Below are 20,685 nucleotides of genomic sequence, written 5' to 3'. Positions count from 1 at the left end.
TATTGATTACTTTTACTCAATTTACCGAAAATCGGGGGAATAATCAACAGTAAATTAAGAATTTATCGAAAATTTATAAATTGGACATCAATCGGCAGGTCGGCTTCCCTCACCATCGCGATGATTTGCTGAAGGTCGTCTTTATTTTTTCCGGTTACGCGGACTTGATCATCCTGCACTTGCGATTTAACTTTCAGACCCGATTTTTTTATCAGGTTATTGATTTTTTTCGCGTTTTCTTTGTCGATGCCCTGAACTAATTTTCCGCGCTGTCTGACCGTACCGCCTGAAGCATTCTCAAGCTTTGAGTATTCGATGTTTTTCGTCGGGACGTTCCGCTTGATCAGTTTGCCGACAAGCACGTCTTTCAGCTGGTTCATTTTAAACTCGTCGTCAGATACGAGAACGAGCTCGTCTCCTTCGAGTGTGATGCTGCTTTTTGACCCTTTGAAATCATAGCGTGTGCCGATTTCCTTGAGAGCAGTCTGGATTGCGTTTTGAACTTCAGGCAGTTCAACCTTTGAGACGATATCAAATGAGCTTTCTTTCGCCATGTGAAAACCTCCATCCATTTTACTTATGAATCAATTATAGTAGAATAAGGTGAAACTTCCAATATCGAGCGGTTTGCCTGGCCGCGATCCGGCAATAATTTGAACATTGGAGGAATAATAAGAAAAAGAAAAACAGGCGGATAAGAAAGGAAGAAACAGTATGAAACCAGGACAGCAGCTAACATTGAAAATAGATCATAAAGCCGATTACGGTTACTTTTTGACGGACGGCGAAACGGCGGTCCTTCTGCATCAGAGCGAGATCACCGAGGATATTGAAGGCAGGGAAGAGATCGATGTCTTTTTATATGTCGATCATGAAGACCGCTTGGCGGCTACGATGAGAAAGCCGATCATCAGCGCTGAACAGTACGGCTGGGTGGAAGTCGTTGATGCCGTCAGCGGCATGGGGGTTTTCGTCGATGTCGGGCTCTCGAAGGACGCCCTCGTTGCGACAGAGCATCTCCCGCCGTATGAATCAGTATGGCCGCAAAAAGGGGACAGGCTCTACTGTATGCTGAAAATCACGGGGCACGGAAGGATGTTTGCCAAACCGGCGCCGGAGGATAAGATCAGCGAGCTGTTTACTGAAGCTTCATCCGGTCTGATGAATAAAGAGCTCACCGGGACGATCTACCGCTTGATCGCATCAGGCTCTTTTATGATTTCCGAAACCGGCATCAGAGGCTTCATCCATTCTTCTGAGCGAAAGGAAGAGCCGAGGCTCGGCGAAAAGCTGACCGCAAGGGTGATCAAAGTAAAAGAAGACGGTTCTGTTAATCTGTCGCTACTGCCAAGAAAGCAGGATGCCTTGTCGGTTGATGCGGAACAAATTTTGACTTATATGAGAACGAGAAACGGCGCGATGCCGTTCTGGGATAAAAGCGATCCGGAGGATATCAAAGAGCGCTTCAACATGAGCAAAGCAGCATTTAAAAGGGCGCTCGGCCATCTGATGAAACAGGATAAAATCTATCAGGAAGAGGGTTGGACATACGAGAAAAAATGATATGAGGCGGCGTTCCGATGAGGACGCCGCCGGTTTTTTACAGGTGATCAGGCTTCTTTGATTCCCGGTGTTTACCGGCTTGTCTGTTCTTTTCGGCGAGCCGGTTTTTCTGCTGGTTGACGGCGTTATTGTCAACCGGCTTTTTATCATCATCTTTCATGAGGGAGCACCTCCTGTCAAAATGTCGCTTTTAGCTTGCGCACTGCCGGCGAAACTATGTACTCTTCCAATCGCGATGTTTTTTGCCGGGAAGTTTATGCCTTCTTGTACCGCCAGCATACACATATCATAAGACCAAAAAAAGGAGACTTGGTATGAAACATTGCTGCTCAGTTAACATTCAACGTGTCTCGGCAGGAGGAGTCGTCAATTTCGGCGGTGCGTTCAAAATTTGTCCGATCACAATGGAAAAAGTGGTCGAGGGGTCTGGAGGTCCAGATGTCGCGACAGCGGCTGCCGGCTTTCTTGATGGAGCGCTTACACCGGCAGTCGATGAAGGGACAGTCACCGAAGACAGCTGACGAAGAAGGCCTGCTTTTATCAAGCAGGCCTCAGCGTGTCGACAAACCCTCGCATTCGTTGTCAGGCCTGCTAAGTCGGTGCTCACGCATAGGTGAAGGATCGGCGGCTAACCGCCCAGGCGTCCTGCCTGAACGCCGCCGTCATCACATCCTGTGAAAGTCAGCTTCCGATGCTCGGCCTTCCTAGACTGCAAGGGTTGCGGGTCACGCTGAAAGGATGACAAAATCCCAAAACTAAAAATCGTTTTGAGATTTTGTCAAAAATCTAAGGCCTGCTTTTATCAAGCAGGCCTCTGTTTTAGCTTATCTTTTGTCTTTCCCCGGAAAAAAGACCGCCAATGTTCCGGGTCCGGAATGGGCGCCGACCGCTGAACCGACCATGTTGATGACGATTTCCCCCGGCTGAAATTCGGCTTCGATCATCCGTTTGACTTCTTCGGCCGTCTCTTCGTCATCTCCGTGGCTGATGCCGACCGTCTGCCCGCTCAAATCGACGCTTCTTTCTTTCATCAATTCGATCATCCGTCTGAGCAGCTTCTTTTTGCCCCGGATTTTTTCCAAGGGGACAAGCTTGCCGTCTTCGACATGCAGGAGCGGTTTAATATTCAGCAAACCGCCGACAAATGCCGATGCTTTGCTGATTCTTCCGCCTCTTGCCAAATAAGTCAGGTCATCAACGGTAAAAATATGTTCAAGATGTTCGCAAAAGTCCTTTACAGACGATTCAATTTCTTGTATTGTATTGCCGTTAGTTGCGAGTTTAAGGGCATGCTTAACCGCGAGCCCATAGCCTAATGAAGCGCATTTTGAATCGATGATCCGCAGATCGAAATCAGGGAACTCTTCCTTGACTTCGTTTGCCGCCATCACAGCCGTCTGGTATGTTCCGGAAAGCTCTGAAGAAAAGGCGATATAGAGAGCGGGTTTGTTTTCGCCGGCCAGCTCGCTGAATGCATTCTTGAACCGCATCATGGACGGCTGGGACGTTTTCGGCGCTTTGCCTTCGCGCATCGCTTCATAAACATCCAGAGGCTGAATCGTCAGAAGGTCATCGTACTCTTTTTCATCAAGCAGCACCCTTAACGGAATAAATGAGATGTGATGTTCATCATAAAAAGATTTCGGCAAATCTGCCGCACTGTCTGCTAAAAGGTGAACGTTCATTTGAACCCCTTCTTTCTAAAAAATGGTTGAAAAGGACACCAAACTGTCCTTCGGTATACTTCGTTTTTTAGGTCAACTATATCATATATTTTCACATTGACGTTTTCAAAATATTGTTTTAAGGGTAAACCAAATATATACGAAAGTAGCGGAGGAACTAAATATGGTCATAGCTGAAGCAAAAAAATTGTTCATTGTCATCATCGGCGCCTTGTTAAATGCCATCGGATTGAATCTGTTTCTGATTCCCGCCGATGTTTACGCCAGCGGCTTTACGGGGGTGGCGCAGCTTTTATCGAGTGCGCTTGACCAGTACAGCCCGGTTTATTTTTCAACGGGGACGCTATTGTTTATTTTAAACATTCCCGTCGGCATTTTGGGGTGGCTGAAGGTCGGGCGTTCTTTTACGGTTTACAGTGTTTTAAGCGTTGCGCTGACAACGGTGTTCCTTGGCATGCTGCCGGAAACAAGCCTTTCAAACGATATCTTGCTGAACGCCGTTTTTGGCGGAGTGATCTCTGCGGTCGGAATCGGGCTGACGCTGAAATACGGAGCTTCAACGGGCGGTTTGGACATCATCGCCATGATTCTGGCGAAATGGAAGGATAAGCCGGTCGGCACCTATTTTTTTATTTTAAACGGTGCAATCATTTTAACAGCAGGATTATTGAACGGGTGGGAGAAAGCATTATATACGCTCGTTACACTATATGTGACAACCAGGGTGATTGATGCCATCCACACCCGCCACGCCAAGCTCACCGTTATGATTGTCACAAAGAAAGCGGAGGAGATCAAAGAAGCGATTTACGGAAAGATGGTCCGCGGCATTACAACCGTTCCGGCAAAAGGCGCCTTTACGAATGAACAGAAAGAAATGATGATCATTGTTATCACAAGGTACGAATTATACGACTTGGAAAAAATCATTAATGAAGTGGATCCAAACGCTTTCACAAACGTCGTCCAGACAACGCAGGTTTTAGGGTTTTTCCGCAAAGATTAATGAAAGGGTGAAGAATGCGGCTGATTTCCATGATTGTAATGTTGCTGTTTGTCAGTGGATGCGGGCAAAACGGGGATCAAGTCCCCGATAAGGAGGTATCAGGGGAAGTGAATAACGGGAGTGTGGCATTAACAGTTGAACCCGTCCAGAAGCAGGGAGAAATCGAATTTCGGATGTCGGTTGTCAACCATACGGATGACGTGGCAGAGTTTGAATTCAGCAGCGGACAGAAATTTGAACTGATTGTCAGTGACAAAGAAGGGAATGAAAGGTACCGCTACTCGAAAGGAAAAATGTTTACACAGGCGTTCCAAACGATGACGCTTAATCCGAAAGAGTCTTACGATTTTACTGATGTATGGAAAGAGGTGCCTGAACCCGGCACGTATGAAGTAAACGTGACATTTTTGGGAAGATCGGAACAGTTTGCAACTTTGAGGGCCGGCAAAACGTTTGAAGTGAAATAGCCGTCAAAAAAGGCATCCCGGGAAGGATGCCTTTTTTGTATGCTGTCAGGCAGGAAGGGACGGCTGCTGCCTGAACACCACCCTGTGACCGTTAATATTGATCCCCGTTGAAAATAGAATTTTTAACGATGACGTAATCTACGTTGCGGATCGAATCGAGCTTGTTTCCTCCCGAATAGGAAATGGATGACTGCAGATCCTGTTCCATTTCTGTCAGCGTATCCATGATTGCGCCTTTATGCTCCACGTACATTTTTTTGCCTTCGACATTTTTCTTTTCACCTTTTTGATACTCAGAAGCAGAACCAAAATATTCTTTGTAGAGCTTGCCGTCTTTTTCGATCGTTGCCCCGGGCGATTCTTCATGTCCGGCAAACAGCGAACCGATCATGACCATCGTCGCCCCGAATCTGACCGATTTGGCGATGTCCCCGTGGGTGCGGATGCCGCCGTCTGCAATGATCGGCTTGCTCGCCGCTTTTGCACACCAGCGCAGCGCAGCCAGCTGCCAACCGCCCGTTCCAAAACCGGTTTTAATTTTTGTAATGCAGACTTTTCCGGGACCGATGCCGACTTTTGTAGCGTCGGCGCCGGCATTTTCAAGTTCTCTCACAGCTTCAGGCGTTCCGACATTTCCTGCGATCACGAAGCTGTCCGGAAGATGTTTTTTAATGTGCTGAATCATATTGATGACGGCGTTCGAGTGACCGTGGGCGATATCGATCGTGATGTAATCAGGCGTGAGATTCTCTCTCGTCAGCTCTTCGATAAACGCGTATTCTTCATCTTTGACACCGACGCTGATTGAAGAAAATAAACCGCGCGCTTTCATGTCTTTCACAAAATCGATCCGTGTTTCCGGCTCAAAGCGGTGCATCACATAAAAGTAACCGTTTTCCGCTAATGAAACAGCCAGCTTTTCATCTATAATGGTCTGCATATTGGCGGGCACCACAGGCAGTTTAAATGTTCTTCCGCCGAACTGCACGGACGGATCACATTCAGAGCGGCTCTGGACGATGCACTTTGCAGGAATTAGTTGAATATCCTCGTAATCAAACACGTTTTCCAATATAAAAACCCCCAAAAACGAATATTTATTTGTTTTTTATATAAAATGTTCGCCTTTTATAATGTACTTCCTTTTGCTTCCGATGTCAAATTTTTATGTTTTGAAATTAGAAACATAAAAAAGGAGCCGTGCCGATGGCACAGACTCCTTTCCGGCTGTCAAAAAAGCCGGTGGGTGTTTATGATAGTTGATTTAGCTGCTCCTGAAGATTGTGAAGCTGGCGCCGTTCGGCATCAGTTGAATTGGCAAATGCTGAGGAAAGGGCGTTTTTGGCTCTTGCAACAGCTTTCGCCTTTTCACCTGAATCCGTCGAAGCTTCAGCTTCATGAACGGCTGCTTTGGCCATTTGAAACAGTTCGTTTCTCATGTTACAGCCCTCCGCATTCCGTCGGGCCGCTCTTTTGTTCAGCCTCTTCTAATGTGGAGCGATAAGGGAACCTGGAGGCATGCTGTTTAAGCGAATCCTTGCCTTGCTGAATAAACCGTTTTGATTTGCTGCGTTTACCCATCTTGAAATTCCCCCTTAACACGAGTGACGGTCCGGTGCGGCCGTCTTCTCATAGTATTGCCGTTTTGAAAAGCCGTTTATGAATGGCAAATTATAAAATTATAAAGCGAAGTAATCCTTTAAAAAGACTGCGATACCGTCTTCTTCGTTCGATTTTGTAACCTTGTTTGCAACGCTTTTGACCCCTTCGATGCCGTTGCCCATCGCTACGCCGCAGCCCGCGAACTCGAGCATTTCAAGGTCGTTGTCTTCATCGCCGAAGGCAATCACCCGCTCAGGCGGTATCCCGTAGTAGTTCGTGATTTTCTCTAAGCCGACCGCTTTATTGATGCCGCTTTTAATCAGTTCGATCACATGCCACGGGGCCGCCCATCTTCTATGGTCGACCATCTCCGCGTGAACGTCTGACAGGTAGGAGCGGATCGCCGGAACATCCTCTTCTTTTGCGTGGATCAGTACGCTTGTCACATCCTGGCCGAGGTTTGTCCTTAAATCTCCGACCGTAATATTCGGGCTGCCCATCGTAAAGACATCAATCAGTTTTTCGTCATGATAATGAAAATAAACATCATCGATAATTTCAGCAAGGATATTATGTACGTTGTATGTCTCGCTCACTTCAATGATCTGTTTGACCACCTCGAGATCAAGAGATGTGTGGAAGCGTCCCCAGCTTTGATCTTTAGGATGATGGACAAACGCCCCGTTGAAATTGACGATCGGCGTATCAAGCTGGAGCTGATCATAATACACGGAGCTTGCTCGGAACGGTCTTCCCGTAGAAATGCACACGTAATGTCCATCTTCCCGCAGCTTGCGGATGACGTCGCTGGAGCTTTCCGAGATGGTTTTGTCGTCTTTTAATAATGTACCGTCTAAGTCCAATGCAATTAAATATGGTTTTGTCTCCATAAATGCTCCTTTGTTGTGAATTTGAAAGTTCTGACTTACCTATAGTGTATCTTTTTACCTTCTTTATTGTCTACATGTTAAACTGATGTTGATGGACATCCTAAAAGGAGGAAGAAACAGTCGTGATCATAATCGAGAAGCAACATATTTCAAACATTCCTCTTTTGCATATTGTAAAAGAGGAGAAAAAAGAGAAAGCTCTTCCTCTTGTTTTCTTCATACATGGTTTTACAAGCGCAAAAGAGCATAACCTTCACTTCGCATATCTGCTTGCCGAAAAAGGAATGCGCGTGATCCTGCCTGAGGCTCTTTATCACGGGGAGAGGGATGAACAGCTCACTCAGGAAGAGCTCGCCCCGAGGTTTTGGGAGATCGTCACGAATGAAATCAAAGAGCTCGAAGTGCTGAAAAACCACTTTGAACAGGAAAACCTGATTGAAAAGGGCCGTATCGGCGCCGCCGGAACTTCGATGGGCGGCATTGTCACGCTCGGCGCTTTGACCCAATACGAATGGATTACAACTGCCGTCAGTTTAATGGGCAGTCCCGCCTATGTAGAATTTTTTGATCAACAGCTCGCTTTTATGCGTGAAAAGAAAATCGAACTTCCTTTCACAGAAGAACAAATCGAACAGCAGCGCGATAAACTGAAGCGTTTTGACTTGAGTCTGCAGCCGGATAAATTGAAGATGAGGCCGCTTTTATTTTGGCACGGCAAACAGGATGGCACCGTTCCGTTTGCTTTGGCGCGCCGCTTCTATGAATCGACGATTCCGCTGTATAAAGCTCAGCCTGATTTGCTGCATTTTATCGAAGATGAGCGGGCCGGACATAAAGTATCGAGGGAAGGTCTTTTGAAAACAGTCGAATGGTTTGAAGCGTACCTTTAAGTGCTATCGGTTTAGAAAATGAAAGAAGTGCGTTATACTGATGAAAAAAGGAGTGAGGAAGAGTGGATGAAGCATTAAAAGAGAACATCATGGGCGCCCTTGAGCAGGTCGTTGACCCTGAACTGGGTGTCGATATCGTCAATCTCGGTCTTGTATATGACGTGGATATGGATGAGAACGGCAAAACAGACGTGACCATGACTTTGACTTCAATGGGCTGTCCGCTGGCGCCGATCATCGTAGATGAAGTCAAAAAAGCGCTCGCAGATATTCCAGAAGTCAAGGAAGTTGACGTTCAAATCGTCTGGAATCCGCCTTGGACACGGGACAAAATGTCGCGATATGCGAAAATCGCACTTGGCATCCAATAAACGTTTTCAGAGCCTGCTCATTCGTTGACAGGCTCTTCTGTTTCGAAAAGGGAGCCGCCGGAATAGATACGCGGGCGTATCCTGGCAGACTCACCACTCCTGTTATAAAAAAGAACGCTTGTACAAGGCGTTCTTTTTTTATTGCAAAAACGCCAGCCGGCACATTTTCCGGTTTGAAAAACGGAGAATCCGGGAAGTTGGGAACGGAGCACGACCAAGCCGCCGAAAGGACCGCCGGCGGGAGGAAAGAACCAATATGAAAGGTGAATGAAAAAATATTAAATATACAATTGAATTAATTTTTATTCATGTTATAATGTTAAATAATTTCACAAAGACCAAGAAGGTGAACTTGTTTTGAAAATAGGTATTATAGGTGCTACTGGCTATGGAGGGGCAGAGATTATGAGGATTATGAAGTCTCACCCTTATGCAGATGAATGCATATTGTATTCATCGAGTGATGAGGGAGCCCGCTATGATGCCGCATACCCGCACCTTATGAAACTGACAGATCAACACCTGCAACCAATCGAGGTAAAGAAGATTGCGAACGAAATCGATTTTTTATTTATGGCTGCGCCTCCGGGGGTATCCAGCCGGCTGACACCACAGTTCGATGCATATGACATACCGATCATTGACCTGTCCGGCGATCTCAGGCTGCAGAACCCGAGCGTCTATGAAAAGTGGTATAAAAGGGAAGCCGCGCCTGAACACGTGCTTCAAAAAGCGGTATACGGACTGTCTGAGCTGAATCGGGAAGACATTAAAACGGCGCAGTACATAGCCAATCCAGGATGTTTCCCGACAGCGGTTCTTCTCGGCTTGGCGCCGCTCGTCAAAAGCGGCAGCATCAACGAATCTTTTGTCATCATCGATGCGAAAACAGGGGTATCGGGAGCAGGCAGAAAGGCGTCGATGGGCACTCATTTTTCAGAGATCAATGATAATTTCAAAATATACAAAGTAAACGAACACCAGCATACGCCTGAAATCGAGCAGACTGTTAAACAGTGGGACTCCGCATTTAAACCGATCACATTCAGCACGCATTTAGTTCCGATGACAAGGGGCATTATGGCGACCATCTACACAGAGCTGAAAGACAGCAAGGATGCCGAACAGCTCCAGTTTATTTTTTCTAAATTTTATAAAGATTCGTACTTTGTCAGGGTGAGAGAACCCGGTGCATTCCCTGCGACTAAAGAGGTATACGGCAGCAATTTTTGCGATATCGGCGTTACCGTTGATGAACGGACGAACAGAGTGACAATTGTGTCAGTGATCGATAACTTGATGAAGGGAGCCGCGGGTCAGGCTGTTCAAAATTTCAACATTATGAACGGCTGGAGCGAAACCGCCGGGCTTGAATTTACACCAATTTATCCATAAGACGGGAGAGAACAAACTTATGATTCAGGTGAGTCAAGACAGCATAAAAAAAACAGACGGAAACGTCGCTTCGCCTAAAGGCTATCTGGCAAAAGGGGTCCACTGCGGCCTCCGCTATTCAAAAAAGGATCTTGGAATCATCATCAGCTCAAGACCGGCGGTGAGCGCCGCCGTTTATACGCAAAGCCACTTTCAGGCTGCGCCGATCAAGGTGACGCAGGAAAGTCTCAAAAAAAGCGCGCATTTGCAAGCCGTCATCGTCAACAGTGCCAATGCCAACGCATGCACGGGAGAGCAGGGCTTAAAAGATGCATATGAGATGCGCCGCCAAAGCGCTGATATGCTTGGGATCGAGCCGGAACTGGTGGCCGTGTCCTCAACCGGCGTCATCGGCGAATACCTCAATATGGAGAGCATTACAAAAGGCATCAGCCTTCTCGCAGAGACTGAGCCTGCCGAAGGCGCTTTCGAAGAAGCGATCTTAACGACAGACACGGTGATCAAACAAACGTGCTATGAACTGATGATCGGCGGTCAAAGAGTGACGATCGGCGGAGCAGCCAAAGGGTCGGGGATGATCCACCCGAATATGGCGACGATGCTCGGCTTTGTCACAACAGATGCATGCATCGAAGAAAGCGCGCTGCAAAGGGCATTAAGGGAAATTACGGACGTTTCATTCAACCAGATAACGGTCGACGGTGACACATCGACTAACGATATGGTGCTCGTCATGGCGAACGGATGCGCCGGAAATGAGCGCCTCCATGAAGAACACGAAGATTGGCCGATTTTCAAAAAAGGCCTGCAGCTTGTCTGCACAGACCTCGCTAAACAAATCGCGGGAGACGGGGAAGGGGCGACAAAGCTGATCGAGGTTGAAGTGAACGGCGCCAAAAGCAATCTTGAAGCGCAAATCATCGCCAAAAAAATCGTCGGCTCAAACCTTGTAAAAACCGCGGTTTACGGCACGGATGCGAACTGGGGCAGAATCGTTGTCGCGATCGGGGACAGCATGGCTGCTGTGACACCGGAGAAGGTGGAAATCTACCTCGGCGGCCAATGCCTTTTTAAAAATAATGAACCGCAGCCGTTTTCAGAAGAGCTGGCCAAAACATATTTAGAAAACAGCGAAGTGAAAATTGAGGTTCGCTTGCAGGAAGGTGAAGGAAAGGGTACGGCTTGGGGCTGCGATTTAACTTATGAATACGTCAAAATCAATGCGAGCTATCGTACGTAAAAAGGGGATCACAATGGATAAAACAATCGTTTTTAAATGCGGCGGAAGCGTCATCCGCGAACTATCGGATGAATTTTTTCAAAATCTGAAAGAGCTGTCCGAAAGCGGCTGGAAAATTGCTCTCGTCCACGGGGGCGGACCCGATATTACAAAGATGCTGAAGAAACTCAATATTCGAACCGAATTCGTCAACGGACAGCGCAAGACGACAAAAGCGGTTCTTGAAGTCGCTGAAATGGTCTTATCCGGTTCGATCAACAAATTTTTCGTTACAGAGCTGACAAAGCACGGCCTTCCGGCTGTCGGCGTATCAGGAAAAGACGGGGGACTGCTCCTTGCCGACTATTTAAATGAAAAACAATACGGTCAGGTCGGGCGCATTAAAAAAGTGAACGTCGGAATGGCCGAAGCGCTCATGGAAAAAGGGTTTATTCCGGTTATCGCCCCCCTTTCGATGACGGATGGCTGTGAGACTTTGAATGTGAACGCCGATTTGGCGGCATCGGCTGTTGCGGCAGCCTTGCGCGCTGACAAATTAATGTTTGTGACAGACGTCAAAGGGATTATGAAAAACGAAGAAATGCTGAAAGAGCTGACGCCCGCAGACATCGAAAGCCTGATGGCTGAAGGTGTGATCTCGGGAGGCATGATACCAAAAGTGGATTCTGCAAAAGAAGCCCTCACAGATGAAGTGGATGAAGTGATGATCGTGAGCGGAAAAGGATCTTTCCTCACGAAAGACGATTTCATCGGCACGAAAATCATCAAACAAAAGGAGGCCGTATCGTGAGTCATTTATTTCAGACGTACAGCCGCTGGAATATCAATATTAAAAAAGCGAAAGGCACGATCGTTCAGGATGAAAAGGGGAACGCCTATCTCGATTTCGTCCAGGGAATCGCGGTCTGCAATCTCGGGCATTGCCCTGATTCAGTGACAGCTGCTGTCAAAAAACAGCTTGATGATGTCTGGCATGTTTCCAATCTGTTTCAAAATGAGCTTCAAGAAAAGGTTGCACAGCTTCTTGCCAAAAACAGTGCAGGCGATCTCGTCTTCTTTTGCAACAGTGGAGCGGAAGCGAATGAAGGGGCGGTGAAGCTCGCGCGAAAACACACGCAAAAAACAAAAATCGTAACGTTTCAGCAATCGTTCCACGGACGGACATATGCGGGAATGGCCGCAACCGGACAGGAAAAGATTAAGCACGGATTCGGACCAATGCTTGAAGGATTCCACTACTTACCTTACAACGAGCCGAAAGCATTTGCCGAATTGCAGGGTGAAAAAGATATCGCGGCGGTGATGCTCGAGCCGATTCAAGGCGAAGGCGGCGTCATCCCGGCGAGCAGGGAATTTCTGCAGAGCGTTCAAGATTTTTGCCGCGAAAAGCAGGCTCTCCTTATCGTTGACGAAGTTCAAACCGGAATCGGACGCACCGGTAAAGCTTTCGGCTATGAACACGAAGGGCTGTCACCTGATATCATCACGGTCGCGAAAGGGCTGGGCAGCGGTTTTCCGGTCGGAGCCGTCATCGGGAAAAAAGAACTTTCAGAAGCGTTCTCTCCGGGTTCCCACGGCACGACATTCGGAGGGAACATGCTGGCGATGGCTGCAGCACACGCCACGTTGGAGACCATTTTTGAGGGAAGCTTTCTTGAAGAAGTGAGCGCCAAAGGTGCATTTTTGCATCAACAGCTGAAAGATAAGCTTCAATTTCCGCTTGTAAAAGATATCCGCGGGAAAGGGCTGATCGCCGGAATCGAGTGCAAAGAACCTGTGCAGCCGCTGATCAAAGCGCTTCAAAAGGAAGGCTTGCTCGTTCTTCCCGCGGGCCCGAACGTGATCAGACTTCTGCCGCCATTGACGGTTGCGAAAAGCGAAATCAAAGCTGCCGTGGAAAAGCTGAAAGCTGTCATGGCACATCATTCAACTGTAAAACAGTAATTTTTTTTCGATATACAAGTATAAAAATTCATGAATATCATTATTTATTCATCAAAGGTGGGCATAAGATGGAAGGATATTTAGTTCTTGAAGATGGTACATCCTTCAGCGGTGAACTGGACGGTCTTGACGGCTGCACCGGTGAAGTCGTCTTTTTTACGGGCATGACCGGCTATCAGGAGGTTTTGACAGACCCTTCTTATAAAGGCCAGATCATTGTCTTTACGTACCCGCTGATCGGCAACTACGGAATCAATAAAAGCGATGATGAAAGCAAACGGCCTCAGGTAAAAGGGGTTGTCGTCTATGAAGCGTGTGACTGGTTTTCCCATCATCAGGCGACAGAAAGCCTTCGGCAATACTTGGCGAAGTGGGATGTTCCGCTTTTATCGCACGTGGACACAAGAGCGGTTGTCCAGCATATCAGGGCAAAGGGGACGCTGAATGCCAGACTGACGAAACAAAAGGACGGCATTCCGGCTCCGCGCAAGCTGGAAAACTATGCGGCACAGGTTGCCGGAAAAAACGAAAACGGCGCCTTCGGGGAAGGCAATACGCATATTGCGGTGATCGATTTCGGCTATAAAAAGTCGATCGCTTCATCGCTTGCAAACCGGGGCTGCAAAGTAACGGTCGTTCCCTATCAAGAGATGGACGGCATTTCAAAGCTGAATCCGGACGGGATCGTCCTTTCAAACGGGCCGGGTGATCCGAAAGCGATCCATCCATATCTGGATGCGATCCGGGATATCATCTCTTCCTATCCGACTCTCGGCATCTGCCTCGGACACCAGCTGATCGCGCTCGCATTCGGAAGCGATACTTATAAGCTTCCGTTCGGCCACAGGGGAGCCAATCATCCGGTCATGGACAAAGAGACCGGACGCGTGTTCATGACCAGCCAAAACCACAGCTATGTCGTTGATCGGGACACCATCAGCGAAAATGAATTTTCCGTCAGGTTTCATCATGTCAACGACGGTTCAGTAGAAGGGCTGATGCATAAAACACTGCCTGTCATATCCGTTCAGTTTCATCCGGAAGCCCATCCGGGACCGGCTGAAAGCGAATGGATATTCGGCGAATATTTGCAGAAATTGAACGAAGCAAGGAGAGAGATCGCCCATGCCTAAAGATCAAACCATCAAAAGCATTCTCGTTATCGGATCGGGGCCGATTATTATCGGGCAGGCCGCTGAATTCGACTACTCCGGAACCCAGGGCTGCATGGCGCTGAAAAGCGAAGGCTACCGGGTGATTCTCGTCAACAGCAACCCGGCGACCATCATGACCGATGAATCTTTTGCAGATGAAATCTATTTTGAGCCCTTGACAGTGGAAAGCCTCACACAAATCATCAAGCGCGAAAAACCGGACGGACTGCTCGCCAATCTGGGCGGACAGACAGCGCTGAATTTGGCTGTCGAGCTCGAAAAGGCCGGTATTCTTAAAACATACGGGGTAAAGCTGCTTGGAACATCTGTCGATACGATCGAAAAGGGCGAAGACAGGGAAAAATTCCGCGCCTTGATGAAGGAGCTGAACGAACCTGTGCCGGATTCAGAAATCGTTGACAATCAAGATGATGCGCTTCGTTTTGCGCTCTCAATCGGTTTTCCGATTATCGTGCGGCCGGCCTATACACTGGGCGGAAAAGGAGGCGGCATCGCGGCGACGAAAGAGGAGTTCCTGCCTTTAATCGAAAGCGCCCTCCTCGCAAGCCCGATTCATCAATGCCTTGTCGAAAAAAGCATTGCCGGTTTTAAAGAAATCGAATACGAAGTCATGCGTGACAGAAACAATACATGCATCACCGTCTGCAATATGGAAAACATCGATCCGGTCGGCGTCCATACGGGGGATTCGATCGTTGTCGCCCCGTCGCAGACATTAACGGATGCGGATTATCAAATGCTTCGTTCTGCCAGCTTAAAGATCATTTCCGCGCTCGATGTTGTCGGCGGCTGCAACATTCAATTCGCTTTGGACCCGGAAAGCAAAAATTATTATGTCATCGAGGTGAATCCGAGAGTAAGCCGTTCATCGGCGCTCGCCTCAAAAGCGACCGGCTATCCGATCGCAAAAATGGCGGCTAAACTGGCTGTCGGTTACACGCTTGCCGAGCTGAAAAATCCGCTCACAGATTCGACATACGCCAGCTTCGAGCCTGCGCTTGACTATGTCGTCGTCAAATTTCCGCGCTGGCCGTTCGACAAATTCAAACAAGCCGACCGTAAGCTCGGCACGAAAATGAAAGCGACCGGAGAAGTCATGGCGATTGACCGCAATCTTGAAGCGGCCCTGCAAAAAGCGGTCGCATCCCTTGAGCTGAAAACGTCAGGAACCCATTTGCCCGAACTTGGCGGCGTATCTTCAGAAGTGTTGTGGAAGCTGCTTGAGACCCCTGATGACCGCCGTTTCTTTGCGGTCATGGAGCTGCTGAGCAGGGGGGCTTCCATCAGCGAGATACACGAGAAAACGAAAATCGATAACTATTTCCTTCATGTGTTTTCTAACATCATTCAGCTGGAAAACATGTTGATGCAACAGGGAGACGCGCTGTCCGTCAGCCTTTTGAAAAAGGTGAAAGAAAAGGGATTTACCGACTTTACGATCGCTTCCCTCACCGGAAAGACGGAAGAAGAAGTGCGCGCGCTCCGCAAGAAAATGGGCATTGCCGCATCCTTTAAAATCGTCGATACATGCGCAGCAGAATTTGATGCGAAGACAAACTATTTTTACTCGACGTATTTCGGGAAAAGCGACGGAGACATCTCTCAAAAAACGAAAAAGCGCGCACTGATTATCGGTTCCGGCCCGATACGGATCGGCCAGGGAGTCGAATTTGACTACAGCGCCGTGCACGGCGTCATGACGCTGAAAAACCTCGGGTTTGAAACAATTATGCTGAACAACAACCCGGAAACCGTCAGCACGGATTATGAAATGGCAGACCGCCTGTACTTTGAACCGATTACACCCGAGCATATTCTCAATGTCGCTGAAGCGGAAGACATCGACTTTGCGATTGTTCAATTCGGCGGCCAATCCGCCATCAATGTGGCTGAAGCGATTGAAAAAGCGGGCATCACCCTGCTTGGGACATCATCGGAAACCCTTGACATACTTGAAGATCGCGATCAATTTTATCAGCTTCTTGACGAGCTCGGCATCTCCCATGCCAAAGGAGAAACGGCTTCATCAAAAGCGGAAGCGGTGCAGAAAGCGAACGAAATCGGCTATCCTGTGCTGATCAGGCCGTCATATGTGATCGGCGGTATGGGCATGATGATCGTTCACTCCGAAGCGGAGCTCAGAGAGCTGCTGGGCGGAGCGTCGCAAATGCCTTACCCGATTCTGATCGATCAATACGTATCGGGAAAAGAGTTTGAAATCGACCTTGTCAGCGATGGCGACGATCTTTATATCCCGACTTATATCGAGCATATTGAAAAAGCGGGCGTGCATTCAGGTGACAGCTACGCGATTTTGCCGGGGCCTTCGGTCACTCCGGAGATGAAAAGCGCCGCGCGGGATGCTGCCGCAAAAATCGTCCGCAAGCTCGGATTTAAAGGTATTATGAACATTCAATTTATAGCGGATGCGGATGAACTGCTCATCCTTGAAGTCAATCCGAGGGCGAGCCGGACGGTTCCGGTTGTCAGCAAGGTGATGGGGGTTCCGATGATCCCGCTTGCGGCGCAGCTGTTGGCCGGTTCGTCACTCAAAGAATTGAAGCCCGCCGCCAAAAACTCACGCGGCGTTGCCGTGAAGTTTCCGGTCTTTTCATCGCACGCTATTCAGGATGTCGATTTGAAGCTTGGGCCGGAAATGAAATCGACCGGAGAAGGCATGTATGTCGGCTTCAATCCGGAAAGCGCCCTGAAGAAAATCTTTGCGGGAATCTGGCAAACGAAAGGCTGCATTTACATGGAAGGGGCCGGTGAGCTTCGTTCTCTCGCAGAACAGGCGGGTTTCACCGTACAGTCGGACGATTTTCCGGGCTGGATCAAACGGAAAGACAAAGCGCTGCACATCCATTTAGCCGAATCAAAAGAGGCGAGCAAGCAGCGAATGGAAGCCGTCACCCACGGTGTGGCGGTAATGACGGAGGAAGAGACGGTGCGGGCATTTTTGACGAGCGGGCATGGAACGACTAAAGCCGTGTCGCTTAAAGATTTATATAAAAAGGAAGTGGAGACATGTCTACTGTAAACATCGGGGCGACCCGGGAAATCAATCTGTCGGGCAACGATTTTTTAAGCCTGAAAGACTTTTCAAAAGAAGAGATCGTTTATTTGCTGAAAGAGGCAGCAGAGATGAAGCAAAATAAAATTCAAGACATCTTTAAAGGAAAAACATTGGCGATGATCTTTGAAAAGTCGTCGACGAGAACGCGCGTATCATTTGAAGCCGGAATGGCGCAGCTCGGCGGAAACGCCCTGTTTTTAAGCAGTAAAGACATGCAGCTGGGCAGAGGGGAAACGATCGCAGATACCGCGAAAGTGCTTTCGGGTTATGTCGACGCGATTATGATCCGCACATTCGAGCACGAAAAAGTCGAAGAGCTTGCCAAGCATGCCGAGATTCCCGTGATCAACGGATTGACCGATCTTTTTCATCCGTGTCAGGCGCTTAGTGACCTCTTGACGATTCAAGAGATGAAAGGAACATTGAAAGGGCTGAAAGCCGTTTATGTTGGAGACGGAAACAATGTCGCGCATTCGCTGTTAATCGGCTGCGCGAAAGTGGGATGCGACATTACGGTCGCTTCGCCTGAAGGGTATGAGCCGAATCAGGAAGTGGTAAAACTGGCCGAGGGATTCGCCGAAGAGTCCGGAGCAGCCGTCACAATCACAAATGACCCCGTGTCAGCCGTTCAACAGGCGGATGTCATCTATTCCGATGTGTTTACAAGCATGGGCCAGGAGAAGGAAGCCGAAGAACGGATGAATATCTTTGCTCCTTATCAGGTCAACAGAGCGCTTGTCTCCCATGCCAAACCAAATTACGTCTTTCTGCACTGCCTTCCTGCCCACCGGGAAGAAGAGGTCACCGCAGAGATCATCGACGGCCCGAATTCAGCGGTATTCCAGCAGGCTGAAAACCGCCTGCACGTCCAAAAAGCTTTATTAAAAGCACTGTTATCTTAAATAAAAAACAGCTGATCACACTTGATCAGCTGTTTTTTTAGGCGAATATTAAAACGGCGATGCCGATGACAAAGCAGTAAATCGAGAAATAAACCAAGTTTCCTTTCGCCATAATATTCATGAACCAGCGCAATGAAAAGTATGTAGCGATAATCGATGCGGTGAACGCAAACAAATAAGGAAGGAAAAGTTCCCCTAAACGCGGATCATGAAAAATATCGGTAATGCTTAAAATGGTCCCGCCAAGACTGACCGGTATGTACAGTAAAAATGAAAACCTGAGCGCGGTTTCAGATTTGAGACCGAGCGCCATCGCAGGAACGATCGTTGCTCCCGAACGGCTGATACCGGGAACAAGTGCCACCATTTGCGACAAGCCGATGATCACGGCGTCTCTCAGCCTGATTTCGCCGTCGTTTTTCCGGCCGCGCAAATTGCGAATGAGAAACAATGCCAGACCCGTGATCAGCAAAGTAACCGCGGTGATCCGTACGCCGTCTTTAAAGAAAGCCGAAATCTCATCATCAAATAAAACGCCGATGACACCGGCAGGAATCGTGGCGATAATCAGATAGATGATAAACCTGAAGTCCGCTTTTCCTTTTTCATTTTTTGTTGTGACATAAGACAGTCCGTTTACCGCCAGCCTGAAAATATCGTTTTTATAAACGAGCAATACGGCAATTAAAGAACCGGCATTCATCAAAAGCTCAAAGCTGAAGCCTTCAATGTTCAAGCCTAAAAAGTGCTGTGCAAGCACCAAGTGGCCGCTTGAAGAAACAGGAATCGGCTCTGTGAATCCCTGAAGCAACCCTAAAAGGATATACTTGATCAACATTAAAAAATCCATGATACTCCTCCGTTTCCCACGAGTTGTGACGCCCTTTTAAAAGACGGAATGAACGGGCGGTTCGTTTCAATTTTCGGAACACTTTTTTCATTAAACTACACAAAGCAAACAGATGTAAAGATAAAATCGACATGTTTTTTGGGAGAGTGGGGTAACCTAATCATAAAAGGGAGTGAAGCAAATGGGACAGCAGCGTCAATTCCGGCCGGGTCAAAAAGCGCCCAATAATGGAGTGTATGTGGAGATCGGCGAAACGGGAAGCATGGTTCAGAACCCTCAGCAAATCAAATTGAGCGCCGGCGAGTTCTTCCCTGAAACCTCCAACCATAACCGGCTCTGGACATATAAAAGAAAGCCTTAAAAAACAGCCGTCGGCTTTTTCGGACGGCTGGCTGTCTAAAGCAAAAAACCCCGCTTTCAAAAGCCGGGGTTTTAATGTTGACTTGCATCCTGTTTAACAGGCATAATTTCTCCAAGAACAATAACGGCTGCGGTGATGATAAAGCCCATAATGACACTGGTTTGTAGGTCATACCCAGCACCGTTCATGGCGCCGACAATATAGCAGGCCATCTGCGTCAAAAGAAATGTCCAGAAAAAAGCGACCACAAATCGCACGTTTTCCACCTCGTCCTTCTCATTCAATTCTAAAACTTATCATACCATATACATAGCCAGCTGGAAAAGACATTTTAGTGAACAAGACAGGGCTTTCAACTCTGTTTTCAGAAATATCAGAAAGGACATTTTATTAAAGTTCATTTTTCATCATGAAGACTGGGACTTTTCCTTATTCGTTTGCTGCACGTACGACATAAAATAATGAGCAGATTACGGCAGGAAGGAGGCAGGCAAGTGATGAAAATAACCGAACGTTTTTTTCAAGTGGATTCAGAATGGAACGTGGTTCATCTTCCGTACAAGCCGAACGGTTTTCTGGTGTTCATTTTCGGCGACCGGAACCATTTCGTCGGGGAAGATTCGAGCTTCTGGCTTCAGCATTACGGGAGAAATCAGCTTCTAACGAGCCTGAGAAACAAAGGCTACACCCTGGTAAACAGCAATTTGTTCGGCAGGCACTGGGGCTCCGAAAAAGCGGTTGCATACGCTAAACAGCTGATTCATTGCGTGTTCAAACAAGAGATTTTAAATGAAAAAATTCATCTATTGGCGGAAGGCACAGGCGCCCTCATTGCAGATGAGCTCCTTCGCTCGATCCCGAACCAAATACGTTCTGCAGCGATGGTTAATCCTTGCCTCGATCTTCAGGCTCATCATAAACGAGAAAAAGAAAACAAGTTTTTCTACAAACAGTTTATTAAAGAAATTGCCGCAAGCTACCGAATTACGGAGCGGGAGGCTGCCGATTATCCGTTCAAAAGCATCTCCCCTTATCAAAATCTCGTGCCCGTTCATATTTGGCAAAGACTGAACGGCTCACCGTATCCGTATATGATTCATGCCAAAACGTTTGAGGAGCGCCAGCTTAAAGGCCGTCACAGCGTGGGGCTTACCCTGCACCTGTCTGAACATCCTCAGCGCATTCATTCAGCAATCGCGAACTTTTTCAAAACGCATGAAAAAGTCTTATAGAGAATAGAATAATAGCAGCCCGAAAATGGTGAAAAG

23 protein-coding genes and 1 pseudogene are annotated in these 20,685 nt (G+C 47.8%); 15 read left to right on the top strand and 9 right to left on the bottom strand.

The genetic code is table 11. From position 1 onward, the window contains the following. Window positions 1-62: 62 nt before the first annotated feature. Complete coding sequence (locus tag QMZ64_RS12390; protein WP_003180528.1) at window positions 63-554, bottom strand: YajQ family cyclic di-GMP-binding protein; 492 nt, start codon at window positions 552-554, stop codon at window positions 63-65. Between the two features lie 140 nt (window positions 555-694). Here QMZ64_RS12390 and QMZ64_RS12385 point away from each other — a divergent pair. Continuing rightward, window positions 695-1,563, top strand: a pseudogene (locus QMZ64_RS12385) (CvfB family protein). Window positions 1,564-1,600: 37 nt separating this feature from the next. On the opposite strand, the gene QMZ64_RS12380 reads toward QMZ64_RS12385, so the two are convergent. Beyond that, window positions 1,601-1,723: a DUF3941 domain-containing protein gene (locus QMZ64_RS12380; protein WP_243939600.1), complete on the bottom strand. Its 123-nt coding sequence runs from the start codon at window positions 1,721-1,723 to the stop codon at window positions 1,601-1,603. A gap of 154 nt (window positions 1,724-1,877) precedes the next feature. Here QMZ64_RS12380 and QMZ64_RS12375 point away from each other — a divergent pair, with 154 nt between their 5' ends. Next, window positions 1,878-2,084 carry a spore germination protein gene (locus QMZ64_RS12375; protein ID WP_152847465.1) on the top strand — a complete coding sequence of 69 codons (207 nt, stop codon included), beginning with the start codon at window positions 1,878-1,880 and terminating at the stop codon, window positions 2,082-2,084. A gap of 303 nt (window positions 2,085-2,387) precedes the next feature. On the opposite strand, the gene QMZ64_RS12370 is transcribed toward QMZ64_RS12375, so the two are convergent. Further along, window positions 2,388-3,248, bottom strand: coding sequence for a DegV family protein (locus QMZ64_RS12370; protein WP_243939601.1), 861 nt, complete (start codon window positions 3,246-3,248; stop codon window positions 2,388-2,390). Between the two features lie 163 nt (window positions 3,249-3,411). Between QMZ64_RS12370 and QMZ64_RS12365 the strand changes: the two genes are divergently transcribed. Together QMZ64_RS12365 and QMZ64_RS12360 are read left to right on the top strand one after the other, a co-directional pair. Continuing rightward, window positions 3,412-4,254, top strand: coding sequence for a YitT family protein (locus tag QMZ64_RS12365; RefSeq protein ID WP_265627355.1), 843 nt, complete (start codon window positions 3,412-3,414; stop codon window positions 4,252-4,254). Window positions 4,255-4,268: 14 nt separating this feature from the next. Beyond that, entirely contained in the window at window positions 4,269-4,721 is a 453-nt protein-coding gene (locus QMZ64_RS12360) for a BsuPI-related putative proteinase inhibitor (RefSeq protein ID WP_347880847.1), read from the top strand. Window positions 4,722-4,812: 91 nt separating this feature from the next. Here QMZ64_RS12360 and guaC read toward each other — a convergent pair whose 3' ends face one another. The 4 genes from guaC to QMZ64_RS12340 all read right to left on the bottom strand — a co-directional run bounded on the left by guaC (window position 4,813) and on the right by QMZ64_RS12340 (window position 7,213). Beyond that, window positions 4,813-5,793, bottom strand: coding sequence for a GMP reductase (guaC, locus tag QMZ64_RS12355; RefSeq protein ID WP_301441333.1), 981 nt, complete (start codon window positions 5,791-5,793; stop codon window positions 4,813-4,815). Window positions 5,794-5,971: 178 nt separating this feature from the next. Further along, complete coding sequence (locus tag QMZ64_RS12350; RefSeq protein WP_301441332.1) at window positions 5,972-6,160, bottom strand: DUF3813 domain-containing protein; 189 nt, start codon at window positions 6,158-6,160, stop codon at window positions 5,972-5,974. Between the two features lies 1 nt (window position 6,161). Then, window positions 6,162-6,302 (bottom strand): hypothetical protein, encoded by a 141-nt coding sequence (locus tag QMZ64_RS12345; RefSeq protein ID WP_165426648.1) that lies wholly within the window; start codon window positions 6,300-6,302, stop codon window positions 6,162-6,164. 98 nt (window positions 6,303-6,400) lie between these two features. After that, window positions 6,401-7,213: a Cof-type HAD-IIB family hydrolase gene (locus QMZ64_RS12340; protein ID WP_301441331.1), complete on the bottom strand. Its 813-nt coding sequence runs from the start codon at window positions 7,211-7,213 to the stop codon at window positions 6,401-6,403. Between the two features lie 122 nt (window positions 7,214-7,335). On the opposite strand from QMZ64_RS12340, the gene QMZ64_RS12335 reads away from it, so the two are divergent. From QMZ64_RS12335 to argF, 9 genes are all read left to right on the top strand, one after another. Beyond that, entirely contained in the window at window positions 7,336-8,103 is a 768-nt protein-coding gene (locus QMZ64_RS12335; protein WP_301441330.1) for a prolyl oligopeptidase family serine peptidase, read from the top strand. A 62-nt stretch (window positions 8,104-8,165) separates the two neighbouring features. Beyond that, the gene (locus tag QMZ64_RS12330; protein ID WP_075754968.1) at window positions 8,166-8,474 is read left to right on the top strand and encodes a metal-sulfur cluster assembly factor; all 309 of its coding nucleotides are present in this window, start codon (window positions 8,166-8,168) and stop codon (window positions 8,472-8,474) included. A gap of 357 nt (window positions 8,475-8,831) precedes the next feature. Next, on the top strand, window positions 8,832-9,869 hold the full coding sequence (gene argC, locus QMZ64_RS12325) for an N-acetyl-gamma-glutamyl-phosphate reductase (protein ID WP_243939611.1): 1,038 nt from the start codon (window positions 8,832-8,834) through the stop codon (window positions 9,867-9,869). A 19-nt stretch (window positions 9,870-9,888) separates the two neighbouring features. Continuing rightward, entirely contained in the window at window positions 9,889-11,109 is a 1,221-nt protein-coding gene (gene argJ, locus QMZ64_RS12320; protein WP_265627352.1) for a bifunctional ornithine acetyltransferase/N-acetylglutamate synthase, read from the top strand. A gap of 13 nt (window positions 11,110-11,122) precedes the next feature. Continuing rightward, a complete protein-coding gene (gene argB, locus QMZ64_RS12315) occupies window positions 11,123-11,899 on the top strand; it encodes an acetylglutamate kinase (protein WP_265627351.1) in 777 nt (258 codons plus the stop codon). Then, a complete protein-coding gene (locus tag QMZ64_RS12310; RefSeq protein WP_265627350.1) occupies window positions 11,896-13,053 on the top strand; it encodes an acetylornithine transaminase in 1,158 nt (385 codons plus the stop codon). The genes argB and QMZ64_RS12310 overlap by 4 nt, the downstream gene beginning before the upstream one ends. Window positions 13,054-13,121: 68 nt before the next feature. Then, complete coding sequence (locus QMZ64_RS12305) at window positions 13,122-14,186, top strand: carbamoyl phosphate synthase small subunit (protein WP_301441329.1); 1,065 nt, start codon at window positions 13,122-13,124, stop codon at window positions 14,184-14,186. Continuing rightward, entirely contained in the window at window positions 14,179-17,268 is a 3,090-nt protein-coding gene (locus tag QMZ64_RS12300; protein ID WP_265627348.1) for a carbamoyl-phosphate synthase (glutamine-hydrolyzing) large subunit, read from the top strand. Before QMZ64_RS12305 ends, QMZ64_RS12300 begins: the two co-directional genes overlap by 8 nt. Further along, window positions 17,256-18,206, top strand: coding sequence for an ornithine carbamoyltransferase (argF, locus tag QMZ64_RS12295; RefSeq protein WP_265627347.1), 951 nt, complete (start codon window positions 17,256-17,258; stop codon window positions 18,204-18,206). Before QMZ64_RS12300 ends, argF begins: the two co-directional genes overlap by 13 nt. Window positions 18,207-18,243: 37 nt before the next feature. Here the strand turns inward: argF and QMZ64_RS12290 are convergent, their stop codons facing one another. Next, entirely contained in the window at window positions 18,244-19,056 is an 813-nt protein-coding gene (locus tag QMZ64_RS12290) for an undecaprenyl-diphosphate phosphatase (protein ID WP_265627345.1), read from the bottom strand. 181 nt (window positions 19,057-19,237) lie between these two features. On the opposite strand from QMZ64_RS12290, the gene QMZ64_RS12285 reads away from it, so the two are divergent. Further along, window positions 19,238-19,417, top strand: coding sequence for a YjzC family protein (locus tag QMZ64_RS12285; RefSeq protein ID WP_003180573.1), 180 nt, complete (start codon window positions 19,238-19,240; stop codon window positions 19,415-19,417). 71 nt (window positions 19,418-19,488) lie between these two features. Here QMZ64_RS12285 and QMZ64_RS12280 read toward each other — a convergent pair whose 3' ends face one another. Continuing rightward, window positions 19,489-19,683, bottom strand: coding sequence for a YjzD family protein (locus QMZ64_RS12280; protein WP_243939626.1), 195 nt, complete (start codon window positions 19,681-19,683; stop codon window positions 19,489-19,491). 231 nt (window positions 19,684-19,914) lie between these two features. On the opposite strand from QMZ64_RS12280, the gene QMZ64_RS12275 reads away from it, so the two are divergent. After that, a complete protein-coding gene (locus tag QMZ64_RS12275) occupies window positions 19,915-20,649 on the top strand; it encodes a hypothetical protein (RefSeq protein WP_265627344.1) in 735 nt (244 codons plus the stop codon). Window positions 20,650-20,685 lie beyond the last annotated feature (36 nt).

This window comes from Bacillus sp. LB7 (assembly GCF_030449715.1).
Taxonomy (GTDB): Bacteria; Bacillota; Bacilli; order Bacillales; family Bacillaceae; genus Bacillus; species Bacillus paralicheniformis.
Note: the sequence above shows the minus strand (reverse complement) of the source record. Positions and strands in the feature narration are given on the sequence as shown.